At 44.7% G+C, this 26,608-nt stretch carries 16 protein-coding genes; 5 read left to right on the forward strand and 11 right to left on the reverse strand.

What is annotated here, in order from left to right; translation table 11 throughout:
• Position 1 precedes the first annotated feature (1 nt).
• Positions 2-604 (reverse strand): phosphatase PAP2 family protein, encoded by a 603-nt coding sequence (locus DW182_RS15375; protein ID WP_118296088.1) that lies wholly within the window; start codon positions 602-604, stop codon positions 2-4.
• 105 nt (positions 605-709) lie between these two features.
• On the opposite strand from DW182_RS15375, the gene DW182_RS15380 reads away from it, so the two are divergent.
• From DW182_RS15380 to DW182_RS15400, 5 genes are all read left to right on the forward strand, one after another.
• Positions 710-1,627: an AraC family transcriptional regulator gene (locus DW182_RS15380; RefSeq protein ID WP_118296069.1), complete on the forward strand. Its 918-nt coding sequence runs from the start codon at positions 710-712 to the stop codon at positions 1,625-1,627.
• 184 nt (positions 1,628-1,811) lie between these two features.
• Positions 1,812-2,513: a succinate dehydrogenase/fumarate reductase cytochrome b subunit gene (locus DW182_RS15385; protein ID WP_118296070.1), complete on the forward strand. Its 702-nt coding sequence runs from the start codon at positions 1,812-1,814 to the stop codon at positions 2,511-2,513.
• Between the two features lie 36 nt (positions 2,514-2,549).
• Positions 2,550-4,529 carry a fumarate reductase/succinate dehydrogenase flavoprotein subunit gene (locus DW182_RS15390; protein ID WP_118296071.1) on the forward strand — a complete coding sequence of 660 codons (1,980 nt, stop codon included), beginning with the start codon at positions 2,550-2,552 and terminating at the stop codon, positions 4,527-4,529.
• A 126-nt stretch (positions 4,530-4,655) separates the two neighbouring features.
• Complete coding sequence (locus tag DW182_RS15395) at positions 4,656-5,411, forward strand: succinate dehydrogenase/fumarate reductase iron-sulfur subunit (RefSeq protein WP_007211613.1); 756 nt, start codon at positions 4,656-4,658, stop codon at positions 5,409-5,411.
• Between the two features lie 166 nt (positions 5,412-5,577).
• The gene (locus tag DW182_RS15400; RefSeq protein ID WP_118296072.1) at positions 5,578-8,343 is read left to right on the forward strand and encodes a TonB-dependent receptor; all 2,766 of its coding nucleotides are present in this window, start codon (positions 5,578-5,580) and stop codon (positions 8,341-8,343) included.
• Here the strand turns inward: DW182_RS15400 and DW182_RS15405 are convergent.
• From DW182_RS15405 to DW182_RS15455, 10 genes are all read right to left on the reverse strand, one after another.
• Entirely contained in the window at positions 8,321-9,211 is an 891-nt protein-coding gene (locus DW182_RS15405; RefSeq protein ID WP_118296073.1) for an AraC family transcriptional regulator, read from the reverse strand. The two genes, DW182_RS15400 and DW182_RS15405, sit on opposite strands and share 23 nt — an antisense overlap.
• Before the next feature lie 116 nt (positions 9,212-9,327).
• Positions 9,328-10,398 carry an endonuclease/exonuclease/phosphatase family protein gene (locus tag DW182_RS15410; RefSeq protein ID WP_118296074.1) on the reverse strand — a complete coding sequence of 357 codons (1,071 nt, stop codon included), beginning with the start codon at positions 10,396-10,398 and terminating at the stop codon, positions 9,328-9,330.
• Positions 10,399-10,525: 127 nt separating this feature from the next.
• Positions 10,526-11,482, reverse strand: coding sequence for a fimbrillin family protein (locus DW182_RS15415; RefSeq protein WP_118296075.1), 957 nt, complete (start codon positions 11,480-11,482; stop codon positions 10,526-10,528).
• Between the two features lie 41 nt (positions 11,483-11,523).
• Positions 11,524-12,483 (reverse strand): DUF5119 domain-containing protein, encoded by a 960-nt coding sequence (locus DW182_RS15420; protein WP_118296076.1) that lies wholly within the window; start codon positions 12,481-12,483, stop codon positions 11,524-11,526.
• A gap of 2 nt (positions 12,484-12,485) precedes the next feature.
• Positions 12,486-13,454 (reverse strand): DUF3575 domain-containing protein, encoded by a 969-nt coding sequence (locus tag DW182_RS15425; protein WP_118296077.1) that lies wholly within the window; start codon positions 13,452-13,454, stop codon positions 12,486-12,488.
• Positions 13,455-14,099: 645 nt separating this feature from the next.
• Positions 14,100-17,660 carry a family 78 glycoside hydrolase catalytic domain gene (locus DW182_RS15435; protein WP_118296078.1) on the reverse strand — a complete coding sequence of 1,187 codons (3,561 nt, stop codon included), beginning with the start codon at positions 17,658-17,660 and terminating at the stop codon, positions 14,100-14,102.
• 142 nt (positions 17,661-17,802) lie between these two features.
• Positions 17,803-18,891: an acyltransferase gene (locus DW182_RS15440; protein WP_007660912.1), complete on the reverse strand. Its 1,089-nt coding sequence runs from the start codon at positions 18,889-18,891 to the stop codon at positions 17,803-17,805.
• A gap of 196 nt (positions 18,892-19,087) precedes the next feature.
• Entirely contained in the window at positions 19,088-20,866 is a 1,779-nt protein-coding gene (locus tag DW182_RS15445; RefSeq protein WP_007660914.1) for a RagB/SusD family nutrient uptake outer membrane protein, read from the reverse strand.
• A 10-nt stretch (positions 20,867-20,876) separates the two neighbouring features.
• Positions 20,877-24,008, reverse strand: a complete 3,132-nt coding sequence (locus DW182_RS15450; RefSeq protein WP_370449819.1) for a SusC/RagA family TonB-linked outer membrane protein — start codon at positions 24,006-24,008, stop codon at positions 20,877-20,879.
• Positions 24,005-26,440, reverse strand: coding sequence for a glycoside hydrolase family 2 TIM barrel-domain containing protein (locus DW182_RS15455; protein WP_118296079.1), 2,436 nt, complete (start codon positions 26,438-26,440; stop codon positions 24,005-24,007). The genes DW182_RS15450 and DW182_RS15455 overlap by 4 nt, the downstream gene beginning before the upstream one ends.
• Between the last annotated feature and the right edge of the window lie 168 nt (positions 26,441-26,608).

A 26,608-nucleotide genomic window follows, 5' to 3' on the forward strand; every position in this document is an offset into this window, starting at 1 on the left:
CCTAATTACCGAATAACCACTTATTCAACCAGCGGTTCACATAGATATTTACTACCGCACATCCCGTTCCGATGACTGCACCTGCCAGTACATCGGACGGATAGTGCACACCCTCATTCATACGGGACATTCCGACAGAACAAGCCCATAAAGCCGAAGGACCTATCACATACCATTTTGGATACTTCACGCAAAGCGAAGTTGCCAATGCAAAGGCTGTTGCCGTATGTCCGGATGGGAAAGAAGGACTGGTCTCATGACTATAAGCATGAACCCGGTCGGGATAACGGTCGAACGGACGTTCACGGTCTATAAGATATTTCAAGCCGTAGGTCACCACAAAAGCACCGGCAACACTGGTACCTACATACACAGCATCCTTTAATAATTCACGGTCTTTTTTCACCCATGCAGCCAGTGCCATCGCCACAGGAACTCCAACGGCAATATAGGGTTCAGTACGAGAAATTATTTTATTATAATTGCGAATAAACTTACCATCCCAACTGTTTATTTTATGCAAGGTATTGATGTCCCAATTTTGTGCAGAAATACTGAGTACAACTAATGATGCAAAAAATACAAAAAAAATAGTTCTCTTCATGCAGTCTTTCTTATAGTTTACAGCAAAGATAGGTGATTTTGTTAGAGTATTCACAAAAAAATTCTATCTTTGTTGCCACAATTTTAGTAATTCGTCCTATATTTCATGACAAAAGACACTCTTTGCACACGGCAGGTAGATTGCACTCTATGCCCAAAAAATTCTAACGGGACGTTGGTACTACGCCAATATCCCCAAGGACAGCATTTCTCAGCGGAGAAGTGCACCCAGAACTGCATGATCTTTATGTTAAAGGGTGAGTTGCTGATAAATAGTAACGAATATCCGGGCACTACGCTCCTAAGCAGACAGTGTGTATTACAAGCCATCGGCTCAAAAATGGAGCTATTGGCACTGACTGAAGTGGAATACATCGCCTATTGGTTCACGGAACTTCCACTTTTATGCGAAGACCGTTATAAAGAGATTCTGGAACGTTCCGAAGCTCCACTGATTTACACACCATTGCTGGCTAACGCAAAACTGGAACGACTGCTACATGATATCGCCGACTATTTTAAAGAACAACCTTCCGCTTGCGGGAAATATCTCGATATCAAGCGTCAGGAACTGGTTTACATTCTAACCTGTTATTATCCACTACGCCAGATAAGTACTTTTTTCTATCCTATCAGTACTTATACGGAAAGTTTCCATTATTTCATTATGCAAAACTACGACAAAGTGAAGAATGTGGAAGAATTTGCCCATTTAGGAGGATATACTACCACTACCTTCCGCCGTTTGTTTAAAAATATGTATAATGTTCCGGTGTACGAATGGATACTGGACAAGAAGCGTGAAGGTATTCTGAACGATCTGCAATTCACCAAACAACGTATCTCTGTAATTAGCGCACGCTATGGTTTTGATTCCCTGTCACACTTCGCTCATTTCTGTAAGGACTCCTTTGGGGATACCCCCCGTTCACTACGGAAACGCGCTGCCAGTGGAGAGAAAATCACTATTATAAAAGAAAAAAATGACGACTCAGCCAGGGAACAAGGTGACGAGGAAGGGTAACCCTTTTCTCGTCACCTTGTTCCCTAGCTGACTTGTCAACTTCTGTCTATTCTCCTGATTACGGAATTATTTCTTTAATTCCTTGTTTAATCAATGTTTTTCTTCTATTTTTGCGGGAAATTAGAGTAAGACCCTAAGTAAAAGCAAATTTTCTAACTATTAAATAATTTAAATTCAATCATTTATGTGGTTAAGTAATTCATCTGTAGGAAGGAAAGTGGTGATGAGCGTTACCGGTATCGCCCTTGTCCTGTTTCTGACGTTTCACATGGCGATGAACCTGGTTGCATTAATCTCGGCAGAGGGATACAACATGGTTTGTGAGTTCCTGGGAGCAAATTGGTATGCCTTGGTAGCTACGGTAGGTCTGGCTGCCCTTTTCATCATTCACATCATCTACGCTTTCTGGCTGACAATGCAAAACCGCAAAGCGCGCGGTACAGAACGTTATGCCGTAGTTGATAAACCCAAAACAGTAGAATGGGCTTCTCAGAACATGCTCGTACTGGGTCTTATTGTAATCGTAGGCCTGGGCCTGCACCTGGTAAACTTCTGGGCAAAAATGCAGCTCCCTGAGCTGATGCACAACATGGGTATGCAAACAGATGCCGCCACACTGGCATTTGCAGCCAATGGTGTTCATCACATTGAAAACACATTTGGCAATCCGGTATACGTAGTGCTTTACCTCATTTGGCTGGGCGCACTATGGTTCCACTTGACTCATGGTTTCTGGAGCTCTATGCAGTCTCTGGGCTGGAACAACAAGGTATGGATCAACCGTTGGAAATGTATCTCCAACATCTACTCTACTATCGTCGTTGTATGTTTCGCCTTGGTAGTTGTCGTATTCTTCGCAAAATCATTGTGCGGCGGTGCTTGCTAATTTGTAAATTGTAAACGATTAAAATGTAATAGCATTATGACTAAGATAGATTCAAAAATTCCGGAAGGACCAGTAGCAGAGAAATGGACCAACTATAAAGCTCACCAGAAATTAGTGAACCCGGCTAACAAGCGTCGCTTGGATATCATCGTAGTAGGTACAGGTTTGGCAGGTGCTTCTGCTGCTGCTTCACTCGGTGAAATGGGTTTCAGAGTATTCAACTTCTGTATTCAAGACTCTCCCCGCCGTGCACACTCCATCGCTGCACAGGGTGGTATCAACGCTGCAAAGAATTACCAAAACGACGGTGACTCAGTTTACCGTTTGTTCTACGATACAGTAAAAGGCGGTGACTACCGTGCCCGCGAAGCTAACGTTTACCGTTTGGCCGAGGTTTCCAACAGCATTATCGACCAGTGTGTGGCACAAGGTGTTCCCTTCGCCCGCGAATACGGCGGTCTGTTGGACAACCGTTCTTTCGGTGGTGCTCAGGTATCACGTACGTTCTATGCCCGCGGTCAAACCGGACAGCAGTTGTTGCTGGGTGCTTATTCAGCATTGAGTCGCCAAGTAAACGCAGGTACCGTAAAACTGTATACCCGCTATGAAATGCAGGACGTTGTTCTTATTGACGGACGTGCCCGTGGTATCATTGCTAAGAACCTCGTTACCGGTAAACTGGAACGTTTCGCTGCACACGCAGTAGTAATCGCTACCGGTGGTTACGGAAACGCATACTTCTTGTCTACCAATGCAATGACTTGTAACTGTACAGCTGCTGTTTCTTGCTACCGCAAGGGTGCTTGGATGGCTAATCCGGCTATGGTACAGATTCACCCCACTTGTATTCCTGTTCACGGCGACAAGCAGTCTAAGTTGACTTTAATGTCAGAGTCTCTGCGTAATGACGGCCGTATCTGGGTTCCGAAAAAGAAAGAAGATGCAGTGAAACTTCAAAAGGGTGAAATCAAGGGAAGTGATATTCCAGAAGAAGACCGTGACTACTACTTGGAACGCCGCTATCCGGCATTCGGAAACTTGGTTCCGCGTGACGTTGCCAGCCGTGCTGCAAAAGAACGTTGCGATGCAGGTTTCGGTGTGAATAATACAGGCTTGGCAGTATTCCTTGACTTCTCTGAGGCTATCAGCCGCTTAGGTATCGATATCGTTCTTCAACGTTATGGTAACCTCTTCGATATGTACGAGGAAATCACTGACGTGAATCCGGGCGAACTGGCAAAAGAAATTGCCGGTGTGAAATATTATAATCCGATGATGATCTATCCGGCTATCCACTACACAATGGGTGGTATCTGGGTTGACTACGAACTGATGACTTCTATCAAGGGTCTGTTCGCTATCGGTGAATGTAATTTCTCTGACCACGGTGCAAACCGCCTCGGTGCTTCTGCATTGATGCAAGGTCTGGCTGACGGTTACTTCGTATTGCCTTACACTATTCAGAACTACCTGGCCGACCAGATTACAGTTCCCCGCTTCTCTACCGACCTGCCTGAATTTGCAGCAGCAGAGAAAGCAATTCAGGATAAGATCAACTGGATGATGAACATCAAGGGTAAGAAGTCTGTAGACTCTATCCACAAGGAACTGGGCCACGTCATGTGGGAATATGTAGGTATGGGTCGTACAGCAGAAGGTCTGAAGACTGGTATTGCCAAACTGAAAGAAATCCGCAAGGAATTCGAAAAAGACCTTTTCATCCCGGGAGATAAAGAAGGTATGAATGTAGAGTTGGATAAGGCTATCCGCTTGTACGACTTCATTATCATGGGTGAATTGGTTGCATACGATGCTCTGAACCGTAACGAAAGCTGCGGTGGTCACTTCCGTGAAGAATACCAGACTGAGGAAGGCGAAGCAAAACGTGATGATGAAAACTTCTTCTACGTTGCTTGCTGGGAATATCAAGGCTCCGACGAAAAAGCTCCTGAACTGCTGAAAGAACCGCTGGTTTACGAAGCAATCAAGGTACAAACTCGTAACTATAAGAGCTAAATAGTGACAAGCTACGAGCTACGAGCTACAAGTTCGAGGCTACGGGCAAGTCAGTAAGTTATTAATTAATCTGCTATAGACAGAGTTCTTGTAGCTCGTAGCCTGTAGCATATAACTTCAAAAACAATGGATAAAAATATAAGTTTCACACTAAAAGTATGGCGCCAGAAAGGTCCAAAGGCAAAAGGCGCTTTTGAAACATACCAAATGAAAGATATCCCCGGTGACACTTCATTCCTTGAAATGCTGGATATCTTGAATGAGCAACTGATTTCTGAAGGCAAAGAACCGGTTGTATTCGATCATGACTGCCGCGAAGGTATCTGCGGTATGTGCTCGCTCTACATCAACGGACATCCCCACGGTCCTGCAACGGGTGCTACTACCTGCCAGATTTACATGCGTCGTTTCAATGATGGCGACACTATCACTGTTGAACCTTGGCGTTCTGCCGGTTTCCCGGTAATCAAGGACTTGATGGTAGACCGCACGGCTTACGACAAGATCATGCAAGCAGGTGGTTATGTAAGTGTGCGTACAGGTTCTCCTCAGGATGCTAATGCTATTTTGATCCCGAAGCAGATTGCTGACGAGGCTATGGATGCTGCTGCTTGTATCGGTTGCGGTGCTTGTGTAGCTGCATGTAAGAATGGTTCTGCCATGTTATTCGTTTCCGCAAAAGTTAGCCAGTTGAACTTGCTGCCGCAAGGTAAACCGGAAGCATTGCGCCGTGCAAAAGCTATGTTGAGCAAGATGGACGAACTCGGATTTGGTAACTGTACCAACACTCGCGCTTGCGAAGCTGAATGTCCGAAAAACATTTCTATCAGCAACATCGCTCGTTTGAACCGCGACTTTATTATCGCAAAACTGAAAGACTAATCAGCCCTTTCTACATTTGATTAATATCACCAGAACTCCTCTGCCGGGAAACCGACAGAGGAGTTTTTTTATAGAAATATAAGAGCGAAATTTCAAATTTTCTTTATCAAAGTATTGTATACAAACGAAAACTCCCTAATTTTGTGATTGCTATAAAAGACTTAAGATGAACGTGCACAAAATCTGGATATTATTACTATTCTTACTAATCCCGACTATTCTATTCGCTCAAAAAACAAGAACAGTCAAGGGAAAAGTGTGCACAGCATCGGATACCCCCAAGGAGGAAGCCCCCTTACCTTACGCGAGCATTGTTATTGTAGGTGGAAAAGACTCCACTTTCATAAAAGGAGCTGCAAGCGACATGGACGGACACTTCAGCCTCCAGTTTAATCCTCAGAAAGGAACACAATATTTACTCAAAGCTTCTTATACGGGCATGCAATCCGTCTTTCGAAAACTGGATAGTAATGCTTCAACCATTAATCTGGGCAGCATCCTGCTAGAGGAAGGTATCGAATTGGGAGAAGTGACAGTGAAAGCTCCAATACGTGAAATAGACCAGGTGGGAGATACCACCGTCATCAATGCAGCAGCTTATAAAACACCCGAAGGCTCCTATCTGGAGGCTCTGGTGAAACGTATTCCCGGAATGGAATATGACAGTGAAACCAAAACTCTGAAATACAATGGACTGCCTATCAATGAAATCAACGTAAACGGTGAAGCCTTCTTTGCGGGCGACAACAAAATGGCACTGGAGAACCTTCCTGTAGAGTTGGTCAGCAAGATAAAAGTATACGATAAGAAAAGTAAACTGGAAAAGCTGACAGGTGTCAGTACCGGAAAGGAGAACTATGTACTCGACTTGCAGACCAAAGCAGAATTCAATGGAACCCTTCTTTTATCGGGACAAGCCGGATATGGCAATAACAACAAAAAGGACTTCAACCTGCAAGGTAACTACTTCAAGAATAACGGAAACAACCTCTCCGTCATTGCCAATTCCGGTAATCTCAATATGAGAACCAGCTACAAGGACAACATACAGGAGAACGTTGCATTGAACTTTACCCAAAAGTACAATAAAAAGCTGACTCTCAACGGAAATATGTCCTATCACCACAATAACCAGGGTAACGTATCCACATCTTACAATGAACAATACCTGACAAGCGGAAACAAATACCAATACTCTGCCGGTAACAATACGAACGGCAGTCGCAATATGAATGCGACATTGGGCCTAAACTGGCAGGTAGATAGCATGACCTTTGTTAATATTTACGGTAATTTCAACCTCACCCGGAATAATAGTGCCAATAATAACCGTCAAGGTACATTCAATGAAAATCCTCATCTGGATATATTGGACCCTTTCAGTACCATCAGTGAGATACCCAATGATCAAAAAATCAATGATATTTCTATGGGGTCACTAATGAAAGGCGACCAACACCGGTCTTCCTTCCACACAAATATCATGCACCGTATCAATCGAAAAGGGACTTCCGTTGGGCTGACAGCTCAATACAATGATAGTAAAAATGACAATAACAACTTCTCTGTATCCTCAACAACCTATTATCAACTGAAAAACAGTGCCGGAAACGACTCTATACTCTACCGTAACCAGTACTCATCGAATCTGTCGCCCAACCGTTCACAAGGCATCGGGGTGATGTTCACCCATCCTTTCACCAAGAAACTACGCTCACAAATCTCATATAATTTCAATTATAGCAAGCAGAAAAACGACCGCAATACATACGACCTGTCCGGCTTTATGGAAGAAGCAGAGGTGCAGCCCGGCTATCTGCCCGAGGGATATGAGACGAGCTACATCGACAGTCTGAGTAACCGAAGCCATAGCAGTACCCTACAACACGGAATCAATCTGTTTCTTAACTACTCCGACACTACCTGGAATGTCAATGCCGGAATGTCCGTAAACCCCGAACACCGTAGCCTAAACCAAAAAACAGGTTTGCATAAAGCCGATACCACCCTTCGCTCTGTCGGTTTCCAGCCTATGTTGTTCGTCTCATGGCAGAAAAAGAAAAACAGGATCATCCTACACTATTATGGAAATACCTCGCAACCGTCATTATACGATCTGATCGCCCCCACCAACAACAGCGATCCGCTCTACATCACACGAAGTAACCCTAATCTGAAGCCTACTTACAATCAATCCGTCCGACTGGAAGCACAGAATACGAAGCAAGGCATCTTTGCCACGCTGAACTGGAACAACAGAATCAACAGCCAGACCCGTGCAGTGACCTACAACCAGCAGACAGGCGGGCGTGAAACCTATCCGGTCAATATCAATGGCAACTGGAACATGAACGGGATACTTCGATATCAGAAACGCATCAAAAGCTTTAGCCTGAATGCCAATGCCGGAAGCTCTTTTGCGCAAGATGTCAGCCTCATCAACGAAAACCAGACCGAACAACCGGAACGTAGCACCACTCACAACACCGGAATAAACACTGACTTCCGTCTATCCTATCAGCCTAAATGGGGAAACTTCGACCTGAGCGGAAGATGGAATTTCCAACATTCCGCCAACTCGCTTCTGGAAACAGATACTTACACCCGCAATTATGCTTTCGGAATAAACGCTTTTGCCGATTTACCGAGAAGTATACAGTTGAGAACTGATGCGAATTATTCTTTCCGAAACGGTACGAACATAAAGAAGGGGGAGGACGACCAATTTGTATGGAATGCAAGTATCACATGGCGTTTCTTGAAAAAGAAGCAAGCCGAGGTATCAGCCAACTGGGTAGATATACTCAGCCAACAGAAGAGTTATTACCGCAGCACTATGGCAGATGGCTTTTACGAGAGCCATACACAACAGATAGGCAGTTATTTCATTGTCTCTGTGAAATACCGTTTTAACCAGCCTCTCCGCAAGTAACTGATATTTCCTTTTCTGATGACTCTACTAATCGCCCCTGCCGCAAACCACGAGGAGAAGAGCCAAAATTCTTCTTACAGAAATTGGAAAAATGAGGCAAGGACTCAAAACCGTATTTAAAGCAAATTTCAGAAATCGTGGCATCTGTATAGCGAAGCTCATAGACAATGCTTTCTTTACGTTTCTCCATCATCCACTCGTAAACAGGCTTATGGAAAACAGAGTTAAAAATACGCCGGAAAGTAGTAATGGTATATCCGCCCAACTGGGCAAGTTCTTCCACAGTCTTCACTTTTGCATGATTTTTCAGAACGAAATACTGGAAGCTGGAAGTATATTTAGAAAGCGGATGCACCAGCATCGACAAATCGTAATCTGAATAAAACTGTCCAAGGATGAAAGCAAGCTCTTTCCGTTTAAATGAAAGTAGTTCCCGGCAGATTTTTTCTGATGCCAGATAAGCTTTTGAGGCTTCCAGAAAGAAATGCAGTTCCGGACTTATCTTTAAAGGAAAAAAGATTAACGGAGGAGTTACCTCAGTCATGATATACTTATAACGTTTTTCACAGAAAGACTCCGGTTGGTTAAAATGGTAACACACACATTCTGCATCTGCCAGAACAAGGATTTCATACTTTGATCCAATGGCCTGGAGAATAAATTCACCGGCATGCAAAACAGTCCCTGCATACTCCTGACTGTTAACGAGTACTTCTCCCTTCAACAGGAAAATCATGATATTCTCTTCGCACTTTTGAGCTGGAAGGTGAAAGCCTCTTGGATGAGAAGCGTAAACGATAGCATTGGCTACAGCCTTAGGGCAATGCTGACATGATATGTCCGCACCACATGCTGAGTAAGTTTGCATTGTAGATCGAATGTTTTTTGTTTGTTATTGTATCACAAAAGTAAGAATATTCCGAGAAGAAACAAAATAAAAGAAGACGATCTTCAATTCAACAATACTACAGCAAACGCAGCCTTTTATAACGAGTTCGAAGAAGCCTTATGAATCTTAAAAGTTGCAAGATTCCCTTTGTGGTCTGTAGGCCAAACGCAGGAAGGAGTCAGAAACTTATCTTTAGAATCGTTTTCTGTTATTATACCTCTGACAACTGTTTCAGAAGGGCCTACTAATATGCAATTTTTCAATAAAAGAATCGAGTCCATCGGATAATAATAAATAAAATCAATCCGGTCACGTTCATCTGCTTCAGGCGCCCAAGCTAATTTTTCCAGTTTAGCTTCTTCTGCAAGCTTATTTCCTGCAGGAAATGTGAAACCGGGATATCGAACAGGATTAGGATATTTTTCACGGTAACTATCCTTAAATCCGGCTTTATGAAGCATCATAGAACAATCCCAATGAATGACAGCCCCATTGTGATCCCATAGATTTTTTGTGTCCGCCTGCCAGTCCAAATGGGAAGGCTCGTTGAAATCTCCTCCCATAATAACCGGACGTCCTTGTTTAATATCGGTTTGCACTTCTTGTACGAAAGTACGGATAGACTCATCTCTGAATGACAAACGATTGGCTTTCAAAACCTCGGACTCATCTGTTATAGGATTATCTATCTTTTTCCAGATCGTGCCACTATATCCACGTGGCATATAACATTCATAATTCCGATAATCTAAATGGCAGGAATAAAAAGAAACCGGCTGCCCTTCGATTGTGGTTGTCATTTTCACCATAGCACGGCTTTCATCACCCGGTACAATGCAACATTTAGTCATGCTATCCGGTTTGAATTTACTTAAAATACCAATTGCCAGATCGAAAGTCTCTCCATAATAATGCTTTCCCCTCTTCTTCAATTCCTCTATCACGTGTGGTATAAACCGTTTTCCATCTCTGACTTCACATAGGAAAACTACATCTGCATCCATCTGGTCTAATACATCAATAATTCCTTGATCCCCATTAGGCACTTTAGCACCTCCATGCCACAGGTTTAATTGAAAAACAGTAAATGTACTTTTTGCTTTTGCATTGCAGAGGTTAATTGAACAAAACAGACATAGTAACAATAATAGTAAACTCTTTTTCATTTCGTTAATGCATTCTATAACTTTGATAAATTATAAGTTTATACAAAAGTAGTACATTCTCTGTGCATTCCAATCTATTTATGTAGTTTTTGAGTTCTCTTATCCGGCCAGTTCTTTTATTACTACTTTATTTAGCAGAACCAGATTCAGGAGTCTCATTTATGTCCTCAACATTAGTATCAACAGTTACTTTTTCAGCTCCAACAGGTAATGTTAATTTATAACGAATATTTTTTCCTATATCCCATTTAGCAGATTCACCTAAAGTAACGACTTTTGTACCCTCAAAATAAGTATGTCCATCTTTCTCTGTTTTATATGTCACAGATATAGTCTTTGATGCAACAGATTGCGGTAACAACATCAAAGAACCATCTTGTGTATCTAAAGCATAGGCACCATCGGCTGCAACTGGATCTTTCAAAACCGGATATACATAATCAACATTTTTGTTAGAACCAGCACTCCAGCTTCCTTTATCATCAGCAGCAAATGTATATATAGCATCCTCACCTTCAACTTTATTGATTGTAATATTGCTCACTGTATATGTGTATGCAGCATTTTCTGGTACATAAGAGAAATTAATACGTGTAAGAATATGTTTAAAAGTAAGCTCTAATTTGCCACCTGTAGGCACAGATGCCACACTTTTGTGAGCTACAACCAAGTCAGTTTGTGCTCCTACAGCACCTATTGCATAAGTAAAAGTTGGATAACCAGTTCCTGAAGCTTGAAAATTAGCCTTGAGCTCTGTAGGATAAGCAAAGAATTCCATATTTTCATCCAAAGGCCAATAAATATCATCTCCTGTTGTTGCCCAACTACCTTTTTTCCCCGTATAATCCTTATACATATAAGCCGTTCCAAGCCCTGAACTAGCAATATCTGCAACAGCAACCGTATAACCATTTATTGTAAAAGCAGTAAAATTGTCATTACTAGTCACTGCCGCTCTCGTTGTTCCCTTTACCACCGTAGTAACATCAATTTTTGCCTTTTGACCAACATTCTCAATCTCCTCATTCTGTGAGCAACCTACAATTGCCAACACAGCAACTGCTGTTAATAAAATCTTCTTCATAATCGTTTGTTTTATAAGTTAATATTTTTATTTGTTTACTTTCAATTTACAGGTAATTCTACATTTGTCTCATCATCCCAATCGCCGACATCACCACCCATGCCTCCGCCTCCATCGGGAGGAACTTCCACATCATCCACTTCTATTTCTTCATCAATCGGTATTTCAATATCCGTTACCGGATCTCCCCCTCCCTCTTCAGGAGGAGCAGGCGGAGGAGATGGAGCAGTTACAGCAGCTGTTATGTCAACCTTTACTTCCTGAACCGTATTATCCACCTTCACAAGTAGTAATTTCATCGTTACCTCGCTGCCTGAACGTGTGCCAGTTGATTCTGACGTAAAAAAAGCAGAAAAGCTACCACGTATCACATCACCTCCTTTTCGGACCTCTACATAAATCGGGGCAACACTTGCTGTACATGAGCCATTACTGATGTAATAAGAGCCATTCATCCCGTCCACATTACAGATAATGCTTGCCACATTCTTCAATCCTTTCACCTTTATTTCAAAAGAATAGTTCTTGACTACCAGTTTCGGCTGAAACTCCATCAAAAGCATCTTCTCATTCTTTTCTATTCTCATATCTTTCACACTTACTACATACAAAGGGTCTGGTGACCACACCATCGTTTCACTGGTATTAAGCCCTGTACACGGTCCGGTGTAAGCCTCAATCGTCTCAAACGACTTTTCGCCACGAATCAACACGCACTCCGTATTATAATTGTAAATTACTATGTCATAATCTCCCGGTGGCACCTTCACTTCGCCCCCCTCGGCTGCTAACCAGCCTTCCACCTTTCCTCCTTCTTCGCTTTTCGGGTAGAAGATCACCCTCATTCCTTCGGGCAACTGATCCGTCACCCCCTTCCAATTAAGCTTGATCTGTACTCCGCTGACAGGATAATCATCCAGTATATCTCTAAATTCACATCCAACTAAGAGTACCGATAGCCCTAATAGAAGCAAAAGAAACACACAATTTATACACCGCATAGCTACCGCCTCCTTCCCTGAATGAGCCATACCAAAGAAACCTTGGCTTTCGTAGGCCCTATAAAATGATAGCGTCCGCTACTTGTCCATATCAAATCACTTTCGTAGGTAGTATATTTTCGGTATTCCGTCTCCAGATAGCCAATCCCCAGACTGAATTCAAGAGCCAGGTACCGGGCCAGTTGATGACTGTAACCATAAGTCAGTCCGGAAGCTGCATAATAGTTTCCCCGATATCCTTTATCCTTATCAAACTGGAAGTCATACGCTCCCCCTTCGGCATATATCCCCACAAAATGCCCTGTCAGCCGTCCACGATTCTTGCGATTCCCAAGCCAGTAACGTACCTCAGCTCCTCCCGAAAGAAGTTGGTAACAGAAACCGTGCTTGCTATCCGACCACCAGGGACATTTATATTCCATATTCAAAGACCACCGCTGCCCTACGGGCAGTTCCACCTCCACATTCGGAACCAAAGCTAAATCATAAAGTATATTGTTCTTCAACGCAATCACTGTTCTACACCGGGATTCTCTTTTACTTTCTGCCTCAACATACGGAGAAAAAGTCATTAGTTCTATTTTTCCCTCCGGTAGAGCATTTACAGGCAATGCTAATGCAGCTATTGGTAAACTGTCTTTCATCTCCCCTATCCGTTCTACCTTCCGGAATTGATGTTCCGACAAATAAGCGTAAGGTTTTCCTCCATCCAAATAGCGCAACAACTTCATCAGTTTTTCAAAGTTCCCGAAGTGTCGCCGGATTAACGCCAGCACATCTTCTTTATCCGGCACCTGCGGATCATTCATTACCCATTGGTATATTTTACTCCAGGTTTCCGGTTGTAACATTCGGTCCGTCGGGTTACCAATATCCTTTTCTGCTGCTAATCTTTCAGCTCGCATCTCTGCTTTTCCTAATATCAAAAAAGAGAGTATTAAGAATATATATAAACCTACGCGAACCTTCATAACTTTGCTTTGTATATGACAAATGTATATTTAAAAAATTGAAAGAAATACGAAGATTATAACTCTTTTCAGGGGGTGGAAGCTTCTGTGAAACGAATGAAACAGATTTGCAACTTTGTAACATAAAAGAGGTCTCATGCTATTTGATAATCATTTAGCCACTATCATCCACAATATTGTCTCAAAAAGACAGTTCGTGTGCGAAAACAGTGAATATCCGTGAAAGAATTATAAAAGGAATATCAAAGGGAAGCAAACATTTGGAAAAAACAGGGTGAGCTCTTATATTTGCAACGTGATTTTTTTCATAGTATTAGATTTAAGGTTAACAAAGGTTGGAGTACAGCGGTACTCCTTTTTTTATACCCATACTTTCCGATACTATTCTTTTCCATCCCTTCACCATACCAACTCCGTGTCAAGTCCATACCAAGTCCGTACCAAGTCCAAGTGTATAGACATGGAGCTAATACGGAGCAGACAAGGCTTTGACTATATTCAGAGAATAAAAAGTAAATGGCCATTACGGAGCTGTATTCTATCTACGTAAACATTTGATTATGAAATTCTACAATAGGAAACAAGAAACAGCCAAACTGCAAGAGATACAACAGAAATCTCTTCTTCAAGCTCAAATGACCATCATTACCGGACGAAGACGTATTTCTTCCTCTTCCTTGCCGCAAGCGGATAATCCTTCTTCACCTCAAACGAATAGCTGCCGGAAAGAAGTTTCAAAACCACCTCTCCATTTCCTTCACTGATAAATTCTACTCCTTTACACTTCCGGACAGGTTTCGTTTTCTCGCGAACATCCCTCAATGATGCAGTCGGCAGATATAGGGTAGCTGTAGTATTGGCAGGTACAGTGAAAGTATAACGAATCACTCCGCTCTCCACTTTCCAGCCACTTTCAATACGTCCATACATAGAATCATAATATCCCCGTGCATACGTCATCTTCCCGGTTGGATCGGGCATCGGCTTCAGAACGAACTGCTTGAAACCGGGAAAAGTTTCATCACGCTGTATTCCCAAAGAGTAATTGTACATCCAGGCACCCACGGCACCGAAAGAATAATGATTGAAAGAATTCATGCGATTGTTTCCACCAAAGCCATCCGTGCGAGTATAAGAGTTCAGACGTTCCCAGATGGTAGTGGCTCCCTGTTCAATGGAATAAAGCCACGAAGGATAACTGGTCTGCTGAAGTAGCCTGTAAGCCAAGTCTGAATGCCCGTAGTCAGACAAAGCCTTATTGATCCATGATGTGCCGATGAAACCTGTCATCAGAGAGTAAGACGGGCATTGCTGACCTCTGTCCGTGGTATTCTCCCTTCTCACAGTCTCTGCAAGATTGGCAATCACCTTATTACGATTCTCTTCATCAATAATATTGAAAGCCAACGGAAGCACATACGAAGTCTGTATATCGATATGTGATCCTTTCTTTTCAGGGACAAAAGCCGAAAATAGGGTCTTTCCGGTCTCAGGCTCTATATACGTTTTATTGAAGAAATCCTTCCGGGCGGCATGCAGTTCACGAAACCACTCGGCATCGGTAACCTTACCAAGAACAGTCGCCATCTTAGCCATCAACTCCAAATCATAAATGAAGTAGGCTTCCCATACCAGAGATTTGTCATTTTTCTCATCCTCCAGCCCCAGCCAATCACACAAATCACCCCACGAACGAGTTTGAACAATCAGGTTGGTTTCTGTTTCGATGGTATTATCGATGATGTATTGAATATAGCGCTTCATGGCGTCGTAGTGTTCGCTCAACAAAATGGTATCCCCATATTGCTGGTAACACTCCCAAGGCACTGTGATTCCAGCACTTCCCCACAGCAGACCGCCAAAACCACCACCCAATGGAGCAATATCCGGAAAACGCCCATCCGTCCGCTGGACATCACGCATAGAACGGAGATAACGTCTCAGGAATTGCGGGACATCCGCCAGATAAGTTGCCGTGCGCGAGAAGACAGAAATGTCTCCTGCCCATCCCAGCCGTTCATTGCGCTGCGGGCAGTCTGTAGGAATAGAAAGGAAGTTTCCATAAGAAGACCAGGTTATATTCTTCCAAAGCTGATTCACCTGAGTATTGGAAGTCTCGTAGCGTGAAGCTAATTCGTGTATAGAGCTTAGTACTACCCCTTTCACCGCTCCCACAGGCAACGGTTTATCAATGCCTGTGATCTCTATAAAGCGATAACCATGATAGGTGAAGCGGGGAGAGATGGTTTCTTGCCCACCCTTGGCTATATAAACATCCTGAGCCATAGCGGCACGGATATTCTCCAGCATAATCATACCGATATTCCCTTCGTATTCCGGCAAATCGGGATATTTCACCTCAGCAAAACGCAATGTAATTTCCGTTCCGGGTTTCATGCCCGATAAACTAATCCGGGGAACTCCTACCATATTCTGCCCCATATCATACACAAACACACCGGGGCGGACTTCTTCCACCGAGAGAGCCGTCAACTCATTTATTTGTTTCACCGTCTGGCCAAACTGCCCGATAAGTTCAAAGCCTGAATAATCGTTCACCCACGGCATATTCGGATTACCTGCCGTACTGATATTACCTTCCAAGGCAACCTCATGAGCAGGCTGCCAAGCAGATGCATCATAAGAGGCCATACTCCATCCTTCCACTGCCGTTTCCCTTAAAGCATCATACACTTCGCCTTGGAAGAAACTACCGTAAGTAATAGGACCTTCACTGAAATACTGCCAGGATAGCGGATCGGTTACCACTACATCAGTCCGCCCATCTGCATACGTGATAACCAGTTTTGCTAATAAAGATTGGCGGTCACCGAAGAAGTTCCAATTGTCTCCCGTAAAGGTAGCACCCCCACTCCACCAGCCTTCTGCCAGTAAAGCGCCAAGGGCATTTCTGCCGGAACGAACATACTCCGTTACATCAAACGTCTGGTACAGAAGGGTTTTATTATACTGGGTGATTCCAGGATTAAAATAATCTTCTCCTATACGCTTGCCATTCAGATAAACCTCATAAATACCACGTGAAGTAACATACAAGCGAGCTTTGGTTATTTCTGTATGCGGAGTAGAGAAAACCGTACGAAGCATAGGGGCAGAATTGCCTTTGGGAGTGAAAGTACGAAAAGCACCGGAAACATCGCCATCTATCCAGTTATTCCCTTCTTTACAAGTAGTTATCACATTCGAAGGACTTCGGAAATTAGCAATCTCCATCTTCGGGAAAATAGCAGATTGCCCTGCGGGAACATCAAAACCGACATCGCCCACCACAGGGAAAGCAATAAAATCACCTCCCTGTCCCAGCGGATTCAGATTTACCCAGCCAATCTCTTCACCACCATCCACATAGAATCTTGTAAACCCTAAATCGGAAGTAAGGCTTATGGTATGCTGTGCATATTTGTTGTTTTCATGAATCCATGTCAGCGGAACAGGGAAACTTTTGAAAGGAACGCTTCCCTGATCGTCCGGATGGTATCCCACACGATACACATTCAGCATTGCCTTTTTACCCGAAGCGAGTGAATCAATGCTCAATTCTATTTTAATATAAGATTCATCTTTTCCATTCTGCAAGTGATACAGGTTCTTATTCTTATCCATCAGACGCTTATCATTCGCTCCGTAGACAAAGCCTGCACGTGTACTTTTTGACTTTTCATCCAGTTGAAGTGAAACATTCAGCCTGAATACCGGGAGATAGTGAGAATAGAGCATCCTGTCTTTATCTCCGCCACCTATCCACTTGGCACCACTCCATCCCTCGTAAGGGGAAGTTTTACTCATTAATCCTGTCTCAAACCAAGAAGTTTCCGATGATTGTTCGCCTCTTTGATTCCAAACGTTGACCGTCCAGAAATAGCAGGTAGCAGGTTGCAAAGGAGCACCGGCGTATTCTATGTTCAGTGACAGGTCACTCGACACTTTTCCGCTATCCCATGCCAAACTGCCCATTTCATCAGTCACTATTATCTGATAGGCCTTCTGCGAATAACCTCTTTCGGTATCCGGCACCACCATTTGCCAACTGAAACGAGGCTTTTCTACATCGATGCCTAATGGCATTTCGGCATATTCCACCTTGAGTTTTTTTATAGAAACAGGATTTTCTACAGCATATAACAAAGCCGGACAAGCCAGGCAGATAGAAAGAATCAACAATACAAGGGATTTATAGCTTTTCATAATATACAGTAATTCATAGATTTACAGTGTACAAATATAGTGTTTATCTAATAAATATTGAATGAGTAATTTGATATAATTTATTAGAAAATTGCCATATCAGTAAACATAGAATCTAATTCAATAATCTGCATATAAGCCCTTATCCTACGATCCACTTACTGCCCGGTATGAATGAGATAATCTTCGTAGCGATGAAACAGCTAATGAATGTAGTTACTGCAATACAGGGTATAGCAGCAACAGTAGGCAATGCCAGGTTATGCTTGAACACAGTTACCCATAACCCAAGCCAGAATATGTGCATAAGGTACATACCATAGCTGAGCTTTGATGTTTCTGTAATAACCTGTGGCGGATTCTGACGGTTTATACATGTGAAAAGAAGGAATGTACCTGCCGTAAGGAGCACACAGTTGATAGTACAGAAAGCCCATCCGATCTCTATTTCAGGAGTAACAAGAATTTTTCCGGGAATGGCCTGGACATAAAATGAGTAGATCGTCCATACAGCACCGACCACCATTAAAATAGTTCCTATAGTGAGACGCTTGGAACGGTTCCATGTAAGATGTACACGTATATAATGCGCCATTACAAGGTATCCCAAGTAACCGGAGAAGTACCACAACATATGGTATTCGTTCCAGAAACATTGTCCCCATACTTCACCGAACCAGCGGTTGAGATAAGGCATACAGGTCGAAAGCAGGAACAAACCAATGAAGAATCGTTCTTCTTTAGCCGTAGCTTTACTCAACCACGGCGATATGATGGGGATGAACAGATAAAGGCTGATCAAAGGATACATGAACCACAAGTGTCCGGCCAGTGACGGAAAGTTCAGGAGTATCCGCGACATATCATTCAATGATGTTTCTCCGTTTATCTGTCCCCACAACATCGGAAGCGTACTATACAGTATCATGAATATGAAGAATGGCGGCAAGATGCGAATGGCACGTTGACGGTAGAATTGCCACATGGTCTGTTCTTTCTTCATCGGTGCAAGAAGAAAGGCAGAGACAATCATAAACAGTGGCACCGCCATGCGTGAGAAACCGTCGTACACAGCTACCCATAGCCGATCCGCCTCACTACCCAAGTAGGACTGCGGCCCCACCATATCCGTAGCTCCGGCAGCACCATAAAAGTTTTCACTAGCATGGACAACCATGACAAGAAAGCACGCAAATACACGCACATAATCCAAAAAAACAATACGCCTCATCTTTTGTTTAGTATTAGAGATAACTATTCAATTGCAAAGATAGGACATGCCACACAAAGGTATAGGATAGAATCCTACCAAAAAATGCCACTTTTAAGCCAAAAGCTACAAATATAGTAATCGCATTGCAGTATTAGCCTACCACAATGCGATTACACGATAATCTGAAAAGACAGATTCGACTGACAAAGAAAAATTAGTAGTCCGGATTCTGTATCAGCAGTTCATTCTTCTGTATCTCGTCCAAGAGGATAGGCAGGAAATAAGATTTGTTCTTCCATCCCCGTTCCTGTACTTCCGTAATTGAATAAACCTGTTTGCCGCCTCCATAAGGATAACGGATATCAATGCCCTGTGCATTCTTTATCACATCGGGAGCAATCATCCACCTGCGGATGTCAAAGTAACGATGCTGTTCATAAGCCAGCTCAATCTTCCGCTCATTGCGGTAACGCTCCACCAGCGCGGCACCGGTCACTCCCATCGGAATATCTGGCATTCCGGCTCTGGTACGGATTTTATTGATATACTTCACAGCTTCTCCTTCATCTCCCAGTTCAAGGCAAGCCTCAGCATAGTTCAGCAACACTTCTGCATACCTGATTTGACGGAAAGGATAGTTCTGGCGGTCATACTGATGATTAACAGCGGGATCAATAAACTTACGCATATAATATCCTGTGTATGTCCCGTTCCAGTCTTCTATCGGCCCTTGGCGGGTATCCAGCCCCGGATTATAAGAACCATTTGCATTCTCATAGAAGCCCGTCTGCACAATTCCCTCCGGATCGGAACCAATCACGTCATCAGGACGTTGCCTCCATTTCGCTCCATCATAAAGCACACAGGCATAAAAACGCGGGTCTCTGTTCTTATAAGGTTCCGCCTTATGTTCCGGGTTGTCCCAACTGAACTTGCTGCCATCAATCATTTCATAAGAATCTACCATCTGCCCTGTAGGCACATTGCCACCCCAACCATGGAAACCGTTGGGAGAGTTGAACAAACCGAGACTCGGGCACTGGAAATCCCCGTTGTTGCTATTTACAATGTCATAGTATGTCAGCATAATATCTTCATCATTTCCATTATTCAAGAAGAGATTCACATAGTTGTCAGTCGCTTCTTCCGCCGTTGAGAATCCATTTTCGCCGTACAAACGATAGATATTAAGGTCCATCACATCCTTTGCCGCCTTCCGGGCTGCTTCCCAACGGGCTTGCCGGTCACCATCCACATAGCTCACTAACTCCGGATTCTTGTAACCGGATGCCCACGATGCCTGAGAGTTGTACAGGTCGCTTGCCGCATAAAGCAGCACCCGCGACTTCAATGCCAATGCCGCACCTTTAGTGGCACGCGCCTTATCACCGCTCAGAGGTAGCAAGCCAGCGGCAGCATCCAGCTCCTTCACAATATAGTCAACCGTTTCTTTCAGTGTATTCCTCGTCACCAACAACTCGTCCGAAGGTGAATAAGACTTGTCGATAAGTGGCACACCGCCCCAGAAGCTCATCAGCCAATAGTAGAAATAACCGCGCAAGTAGTGCACTTCTCCCCGCAACTGGTCTATGTCATTCCCCTGCAACTCGTACTTCTCCACATTCTCAAAGAAGATGTTGCAAGCACGGATATTCTTATACAGCCTGTTCCACGTGACGTTATTGAAAGCATAAATCCAGAACCCGGGTCCCAGGATGCCCAGATAACTCGGGTTAATCTCACTCTTCACAACGGGCTGGCTCTCCCAAGACCATACTTCCATTGCTTCATCGCAAAGGGAAGAGAACATCACGGTGTGGAAGCCATAATACTGCCCCTGATAGATGTTGTTGACAAACGAAGTCACCAGCGCCTTGTCCGTCCAGACCGCAGCATCCGAATAGCGGTCCAGCGGGTCTACATTGAGGAAATCATCATTACATGCCGTGAACATCAGCATCATCAGCATAGCGAATATCTTAAACTGTTTCATAACATTTCAATTAAAAGGTTACATTTACTCCAAAATTCAATACTTTGTTCAACGGGTGGTTGTAGCCGGAACCACTCGTATTCTCAGGGTCGTAGTCCTTCATGTCGGGACTAAATGTCAGCAGGTTATAAGCGCTGATGTACACGCGTACTCTTTCGATGCCGGCTTGTTTGGTAAAGACTTTGGGCACGGTATAGCCCAACTCAATGTTCTTCAGGCGAACATAGTCCGTTTTGTGCAGCCAGAATGTATTAGGCTGGTTCACCCAGTATTCATTGCTACGGTTGTAGGTACGCGGGAAACTGGCTGTAGGGTTATCTTCCGTCCAGCGGTTGTCATAGAAACTCTTCAGGAAGTTTCCGAAATCACCCGATTCCGTGCTTTGCTGGAATACACCGCCAAATGCACCCTGAAACAATACGGAGAAGTCGAAATCCTTATAGGTAAGGTCAACGTTCAAGCCGCCCGTGAAGGTGGGAGTCTTGGTCTTGTCATTCCGCACACGGTCGTTGCCATCAATCACTTTGTCACCATTTACATCCCTGAAAATAATATCTCCGGGACGGGCGCCTGCCCAGTGCGGATAGGATTCCACGTGAGCTTCGTCTTTGAAGATGCCGATGGCCTCATAATAAAGTCCGGCATCAATGGGCATCCCCGTTGACTTCTGATAATCGGGAGCACCCGGAGCTTCATCCCAAAAGAGAATTTTATTCTTGGCATACACTCCGTTCAAGCCTACTCCCAGAGAGAAGTCTTTGAAACGTTTGCGATAATCTATGCTGAAATCAACACCCTGGTTCTTCACCTTTCCGAGGTTTTCATCGGGTAAAGTGAGTCCCGAAGTATTGGGAACAGAAGCATTCCGCTTCCAAAGGATGTCTTTCCGCTTATTGTAGAAGTAATCGACGGTTACAGCCAAGTCGCCATTCAGGAACTGCAAGTCTAAACCGATGTTTTGTTGAGTAGCTGTCTCCCAGGTTACATTGACGTTGGGGGCTACGTTTTCCATCAGGGATTGATTGGCAGTTGCACCGCCATTCGTGAGGTACATCAGGTTGTTGAAGGTATAAGAAGCGAGATACTGATACGGATCGATCATATCGTTGCCCGTCTTTCCCCAGGAAGCACGGACTTTGGCAAAGTGGACGAAAGGCAGCGCCTTCTTAAAGAAGTTCTCTTCGGAGATGACGTAACCCAATGAAACACCTGGGAAGAAGCCGAACTGATTGGAATGGTCGAAGATATATGAGCCCTGGTATCTCCATACAAATTCGGCCAGGTACTTGGACTTATAGCTGTAATTCACACGGCCGAAGTAGTTGAGACGCGCCTCTTTATACCCCTTACCGGTATTATTTATTTCGTCCTGTCCACCGGCAAACAGTTCATCAATGGCAGTGGAAATGAAATATCTGCGGAACGCCTCAAAGGAGTCTCCCTTACCGGTGATTCTTTCTGCACCCGCCAGCACATTTACAGAATGGTTCTCAGCAAAAGTACGGTTATAGTTTATAATGCCGCTGAGCAGGATATTCTGGTTGTCTTCCATAGACTCCCTGAGACGGGGATCGCTGAAACCTTTCTTACCTTCTACCAGAAGAGGATTATTGTTTTCATCCATGGATGTCCCGTCCCATGAGTACAAAGTCCAGGGGGTCTGCCATATCTTGCGGAAACGGAAGTTCTTGTCCAGTGAGGCAGTGGCTTTAAGAGTGAGTCCTTCCACATAAGGAACATTGATGTTAACGCCGAAGTCTCCGTTCAGTATGTAGCGTTTGTCTCGCTCGTAGCCTGTGGCGTCGGTGGCAATCACTACCGGGTTATCACCAAACTCGATATCGGGACCCGGGAGCCCATTGGGCCAATAAGCAGGCATGTTGGGCTTGGACCTCATCAGCATTCTGAAAATATTCTCGGACGAACGAGTGGGATATTTACGGTCTTCCATACGCCCCGTGAGGTTCATGAAGAGGTTGATGTACTTATTGAGTTTCAGGTCCAGATTCGATTTCAGGTCGTACTGGTTGTACTTGGTTCCGCTATTGCGGTAAAATCCGTCCTGGGTTTTAGCAGATACACTGACGAAGTAGGTCATGTTGTCCGTACCGCCGTCGATAGTGGCATTGGCATAGGTCTGGGGAGACCAGGGTTTCAAGGTTTCTTTGAACCAGTCGGTGTTGGGATACGACCAGGGATCGGAGCCATCACGGTATTTCTGAATATCTTCCGGGGTATAGCGTTCTTTGTTGCCTGCGTACTTATCAATCTCATTCAACAAAGTGGCGTATTCGGAAGCATTCGCCATTTCGGGGATGACGGTAGGACGGGATATACCGTAGTTATAGGAAAGGTTTACGGTGGGTTTACCCTTTTTGCCCCGCTTGGTGGTAATGATAATTACACCATTGGCGGCCTGTGCACCATAGATGGCAGCCGAAGCATCCTTCATGACGGACATAGTCTCAATGGTGCTGGGGTCGATACGTTCAAGCGAGCGTCCCGGAACGCCGTCCACTACCACCAACGGGTCGGCTTTACCGAAAGTGTTGACACCACGGATTCTGATGGTAGCTCCATCGTAACCCGGTTCTGCCGTATTGGAGATGGCAACCACACCAGGCAGCCGTCCGGCAAGTCCCTGACTGACATTAGTTACAGGGGTGTTTGCCAGCTTTTCGCCGCCGATGCTGGTTACAGAACCGGACAAGGTAGCTTTCTTCTGGACACCATAGCCCACGATTACCACTTCGTCCAGCATTTCAGTATCTTCCTTTAGAAGCACTTCCAGGCTTTTTCTTCCGTTAAGAGGGATTTCCTGTACCAAGTATCCCACATAAGAGATGCGCAGCGTGGCGCCTTCGGGCACGGAGAGGGAGAAGTTACCGTCCAGGTCAGTCACCGTACCGTTAGACGTGCTACCCGCTTCCAGAACAGAAACTCCTATCAGAGCCTCTTTCGTTTTCTCATCCAATACTTTTCCTTTGACAGGTTGGTTCTGAGCCCACAGCAAACCCGGGCTCACGAAGGCAACAACAACAAACAGAAGGAAATTCAGACATTTGTTTTTCATAATAATATATTTAAAGTTAAACGTATATATATGTGTGTTTAAAGAGTGCGACGGCACCGCTTCTATCATTCGGCATGTATCAGTACAGAGGCATCCTCCATTCCTTCGGCAGAGACCGTCACCCGTATTTCGCCCTTTTCTTCCGTGGGCTGAACAATGGCGATGGCTCTTCCCCGGAATGTGTTGGGGGTAAGCGAACGGAAGCTTTTCATGTCATCATAGGCAGCATTTCCACTGGCAATAACGGTTCCCTTGCCACTGCATGCTATCTTGACGGGCAAGGACGTATCGGGAACTACATTTCCGTCTTTGTCTACCAGCTCTATCTTCACGTAAGAGAGGTCGTTCTTGCAGGCTTTGATGGTATTCCGGTCGGCAGTCAGACGTATGGCGGCAGGCTCTCCGGCTGTCTTCAATATGAATTCTTCCTTGCCTTTTGAATTCACCGCTTTCAGAATGCCCGGTTCATAAGGCACCTCGAAGGTGGCTGTATGATTCTCCTTGCCGGTTTCTTTCTCACCTATCAGCTTGCCATTCAGGTAGAGTCTCACTTTCGGGGAACGGCTGTATACGTTGACTGACAGGGTTTGTCCTTCCAATCCTTTCCAGTTCCAGCTTACAAGTTCGTTGGGCCATCCCCAGCCATTCACCACTTCTTTCTTATTATCGGGAACGGGGGCATGTACGGCCATCGTCAGCGGACGTTCCCGCCAAAGCACATCACGATAATAAGATTGGGGCTTCTTGTCACCGCAAAGGTCGATGTCGCCACACCAGCCATTATACCAGGGCCAACCCATGAATTGCGGATTGTGTTCGCCCTCACCCAGGTACAAGGCATGAGCCAGTCCGGCTTCACCCAGATAGTCGATAGCCGTCCAGACAAAATCGCCTATCACATACGGATGCTTTTCTACAAGATTCCAGTTCTGGGCGGCTTCTTTCGGATAAGACTCGCTGCCATAAATGACGCGGTCGGGATAGGCTGCATGATCACTTTCATATTTCCACCAGATGTAGTTGTAGCCTGCCACATCCAGGTTCCGGAAGATTCTATAGGAGTCTTTATCCCAGGTGAACTGGCGGCGGTCCCAGAAATCGTTTGACCCTATGGTTGTGAAGCGGGACGTATCGTATTTGCGGATGGTTCCGACCAGTCTCTTCGAAATCAAGTCTCCTTCGGGTTCATCGGCACGCTGTGCCACCTCATTTCCGATGCTCCACATGATGATGGAAGGATGGTTGCGGTCGCGGCGGACAGATGCGGACAAGTCTCTGTCGCTCCATTCATCAAAGAACTGATGATAGTCTTGTTCACGCTTCGCAGCTTGCCATTGGTCGAACGTTTCGTGAATGACCAGCATGCCAAGCCTGTCGCAGGCATCAAGAAAGTGTTCGGACACTTGGTTGTGAGAGCATCTGACGGCGTTGTAGCCATTGGCTTTCATAAGTTCCACCTTCCGCTCTTCGGCACGATCTATGGCAACCGCTCCCAGCAGTCCGTTGTCGTGATGGATGCAGCCTCCTTTCAGTTTCACAGGTTTGCCGTTCAGCAGGAAACCTTTGTCGGCAGAGAAAGAGAGGGTGCGGATGCCGAAAGGAACGGTAATCTTATCATATTCCTTTTCGTTGGAGAATAGCGATACTTCTGCCGTGTAGAGCACCGGTGTGTCTACCGACCATAACTCGGGCTTTTTGATGGAGAAAGATGTTGCTACCGGAGTCTCTTCGGAGAGCAGCACGTCCTGTGAGGTTGAAAACACTTCGTTTCCGGCAGGTGAATATATTTTAATACCTATTTTACCTGATTTATTTTGCAGGGCCTCGTTGTGTATGATAGTGGAGAACTTAATCACAGCGTCCTTCTTTTGCAGTTCGGAAGCATCGACAAAGGTATCCCACTCGTCCAGATAGAGCTTCTCCGTCTTCATCAGCCACACGTGGCGGAAGATGCCCGAACCGGCATACCAACGGCTGTTGCGCCCTGCATTCACCACTTTCATGGCAATGGCGTTCGGGGTGCCGGGAGCATTCAGATAGGGGGTGATGTCTACCTTATAAGAAGTATAGCCGTAAGCATTGAAGTTAGCCTTTTTGCCATTTATCCAGAGTTCGGATTGATTGTACACTCCTTCGAAATAAAGGACAATGCGTTTGCCGGCATCGTCTCCGGAGAGGGTGAATTTTTTCCGGTACCAGCCTTCACCGCCCACGGTCTGCCCGGTGTCGATGTCTCCTTCGCTCATGCGCGAGAAGGGACCGACGGTGATTCCTTCTTTCTGAAAGGGTAGTGGTTCTACACTCCAGTCATGGGGGAGGTCGAGTACTCTCCAACGGCTGTCATTGTATTCCGGCTGTTCGGTATTGGCCGCAATGCCCAAATGGAATTTCCAATCCTTATTGAAAAGGATTTTACGCCCGGATGCACGAAGTGTACCGCCCGAAAAGGTGGTGACTAACATCACCATACACAAAAATAATAGCTTGCTTGCTTTTCTCATAATAGTTATGACTCAAGTTTAAATTCTTGTGACAAAACAAGCTATATTCAGTAAAGGAGAGGGGACAAAAACAGGTCGCCGGAGGGGTAAATTCCTGTCATGAAACGTTTCTATACCCTGATGAAAGGATTTTATACCCTAAAGAAGAGGCATTATAGTAAAATAGCT

The organism is Bacteroides sp. AM16-24 (assembly GCF_003471885.1).
Classification (GTDB): domain Bacteria; phylum Bacteroidota; class Bacteroidia; order Bacteroidales; family Bacteroidaceae; genus Bacteroides.

Coding starts and splice junctions, on each gene's coding strand:
- DW182_RS15390 (WP_118296071.1), top strand. CDS start 2,550: ATGACTAAGATAGATTCAAAAATTCCGGAAGGACCAGTAGCAGAGAAA.
- DW182_RS15395 (WP_007211613.1), top strand. CDS start 4,656: ATGGATAAAAATATAAGTTTCACACTAAAAGTATGGCGCCAGAAAGGT.
- DW182_RS15440 (WP_007660912.1), bottom strand. CDS start 18,891: ATGAGGCGTATTGTTTTTTTGGATTATGTGCGTGTATTTGCGTGCTTT.
- DW182_RS15415 (WP_118296075.1), bottom strand. CDS start 11,482: ATGAAGAAGATTTTATTAACAGCAGTTGCTGTGTTGGCAATTGTAGGT.
- DW182_RS15455 (WP_118296079.1), bottom strand. CDS start 26,440: ATGAGAAAAGCAAGCAAGCTATTATTTTTGTGTATGGTGATGTTAGTC.
- DW182_RS15425 (WP_118296077.1), bottom strand. CDS start 13,454: ATGAAGGTTCGCGTAGGTTTATATATATTCTTAATACTCTCTTTTTTG.
- DW182_RS15420 (WP_118296076.1), bottom strand. CDS start 12,483: ATGCGGTGTATAAATTGTGTGTTTCTTTTGCTTCTATTAGGGCTATCG.
- DW182_RS15445 (WP_007660914.1), bottom strand. CDS start 20,866: ATGAAACAGTTTAAGATATTCGCTATGCTGATGATGCTGATGTTCACG.
- DW182_RS15380 (WP_118296069.1), top strand. CDS start 710: ATGACAAAAGACACTCTTTGCACACGGCAGGTAGATTGCACTCTATGC.
- DW182_RS15405 (WP_118296073.1), bottom strand. CDS start 9,211: ATGCAAACTTACTCAGCATGTGGTGCGGACATATCATGTCAGCATTGC.
- DW182_RS15385 (WP_118296070.1), top strand. CDS start 1,812: ATGTGGTTAAGTAATTCATCTGTAGGAAGGAAAGTGGTGATGAGCGTT.
- DW182_RS15450 (WP_370449819.1), bottom strand. CDS start 24,008: ATGATAGAAGCGGTGCCGTCGCACTCTTTAAACACACATATATATACG.
- DW182_RS15375 (WP_118296088.1), bottom strand. CDS start 604: ATGAAGAGAACTATTTTTTTTGTATTTTTTGCATCATTAGTTGTACTC.
- DW182_RS15410 (WP_118296074.1), bottom strand. CDS start 10,398: ATGAAAAAGAGTTTACTATTATTGTTACTATGTCTGTTTTGTTCAATT.
- DW182_RS15400 (WP_118296072.1), top strand. CDS start 5,578: ATGAACGTGCACAAAATCTGGATATTATTACTATTCTTACTAATCCCG.
- DW182_RS15435 (WP_118296078.1), bottom strand. CDS start 17,660: ATGAAAAGCTATAAATCCCTTGTATTGTTGATTCTTTCTATCTGCCTG.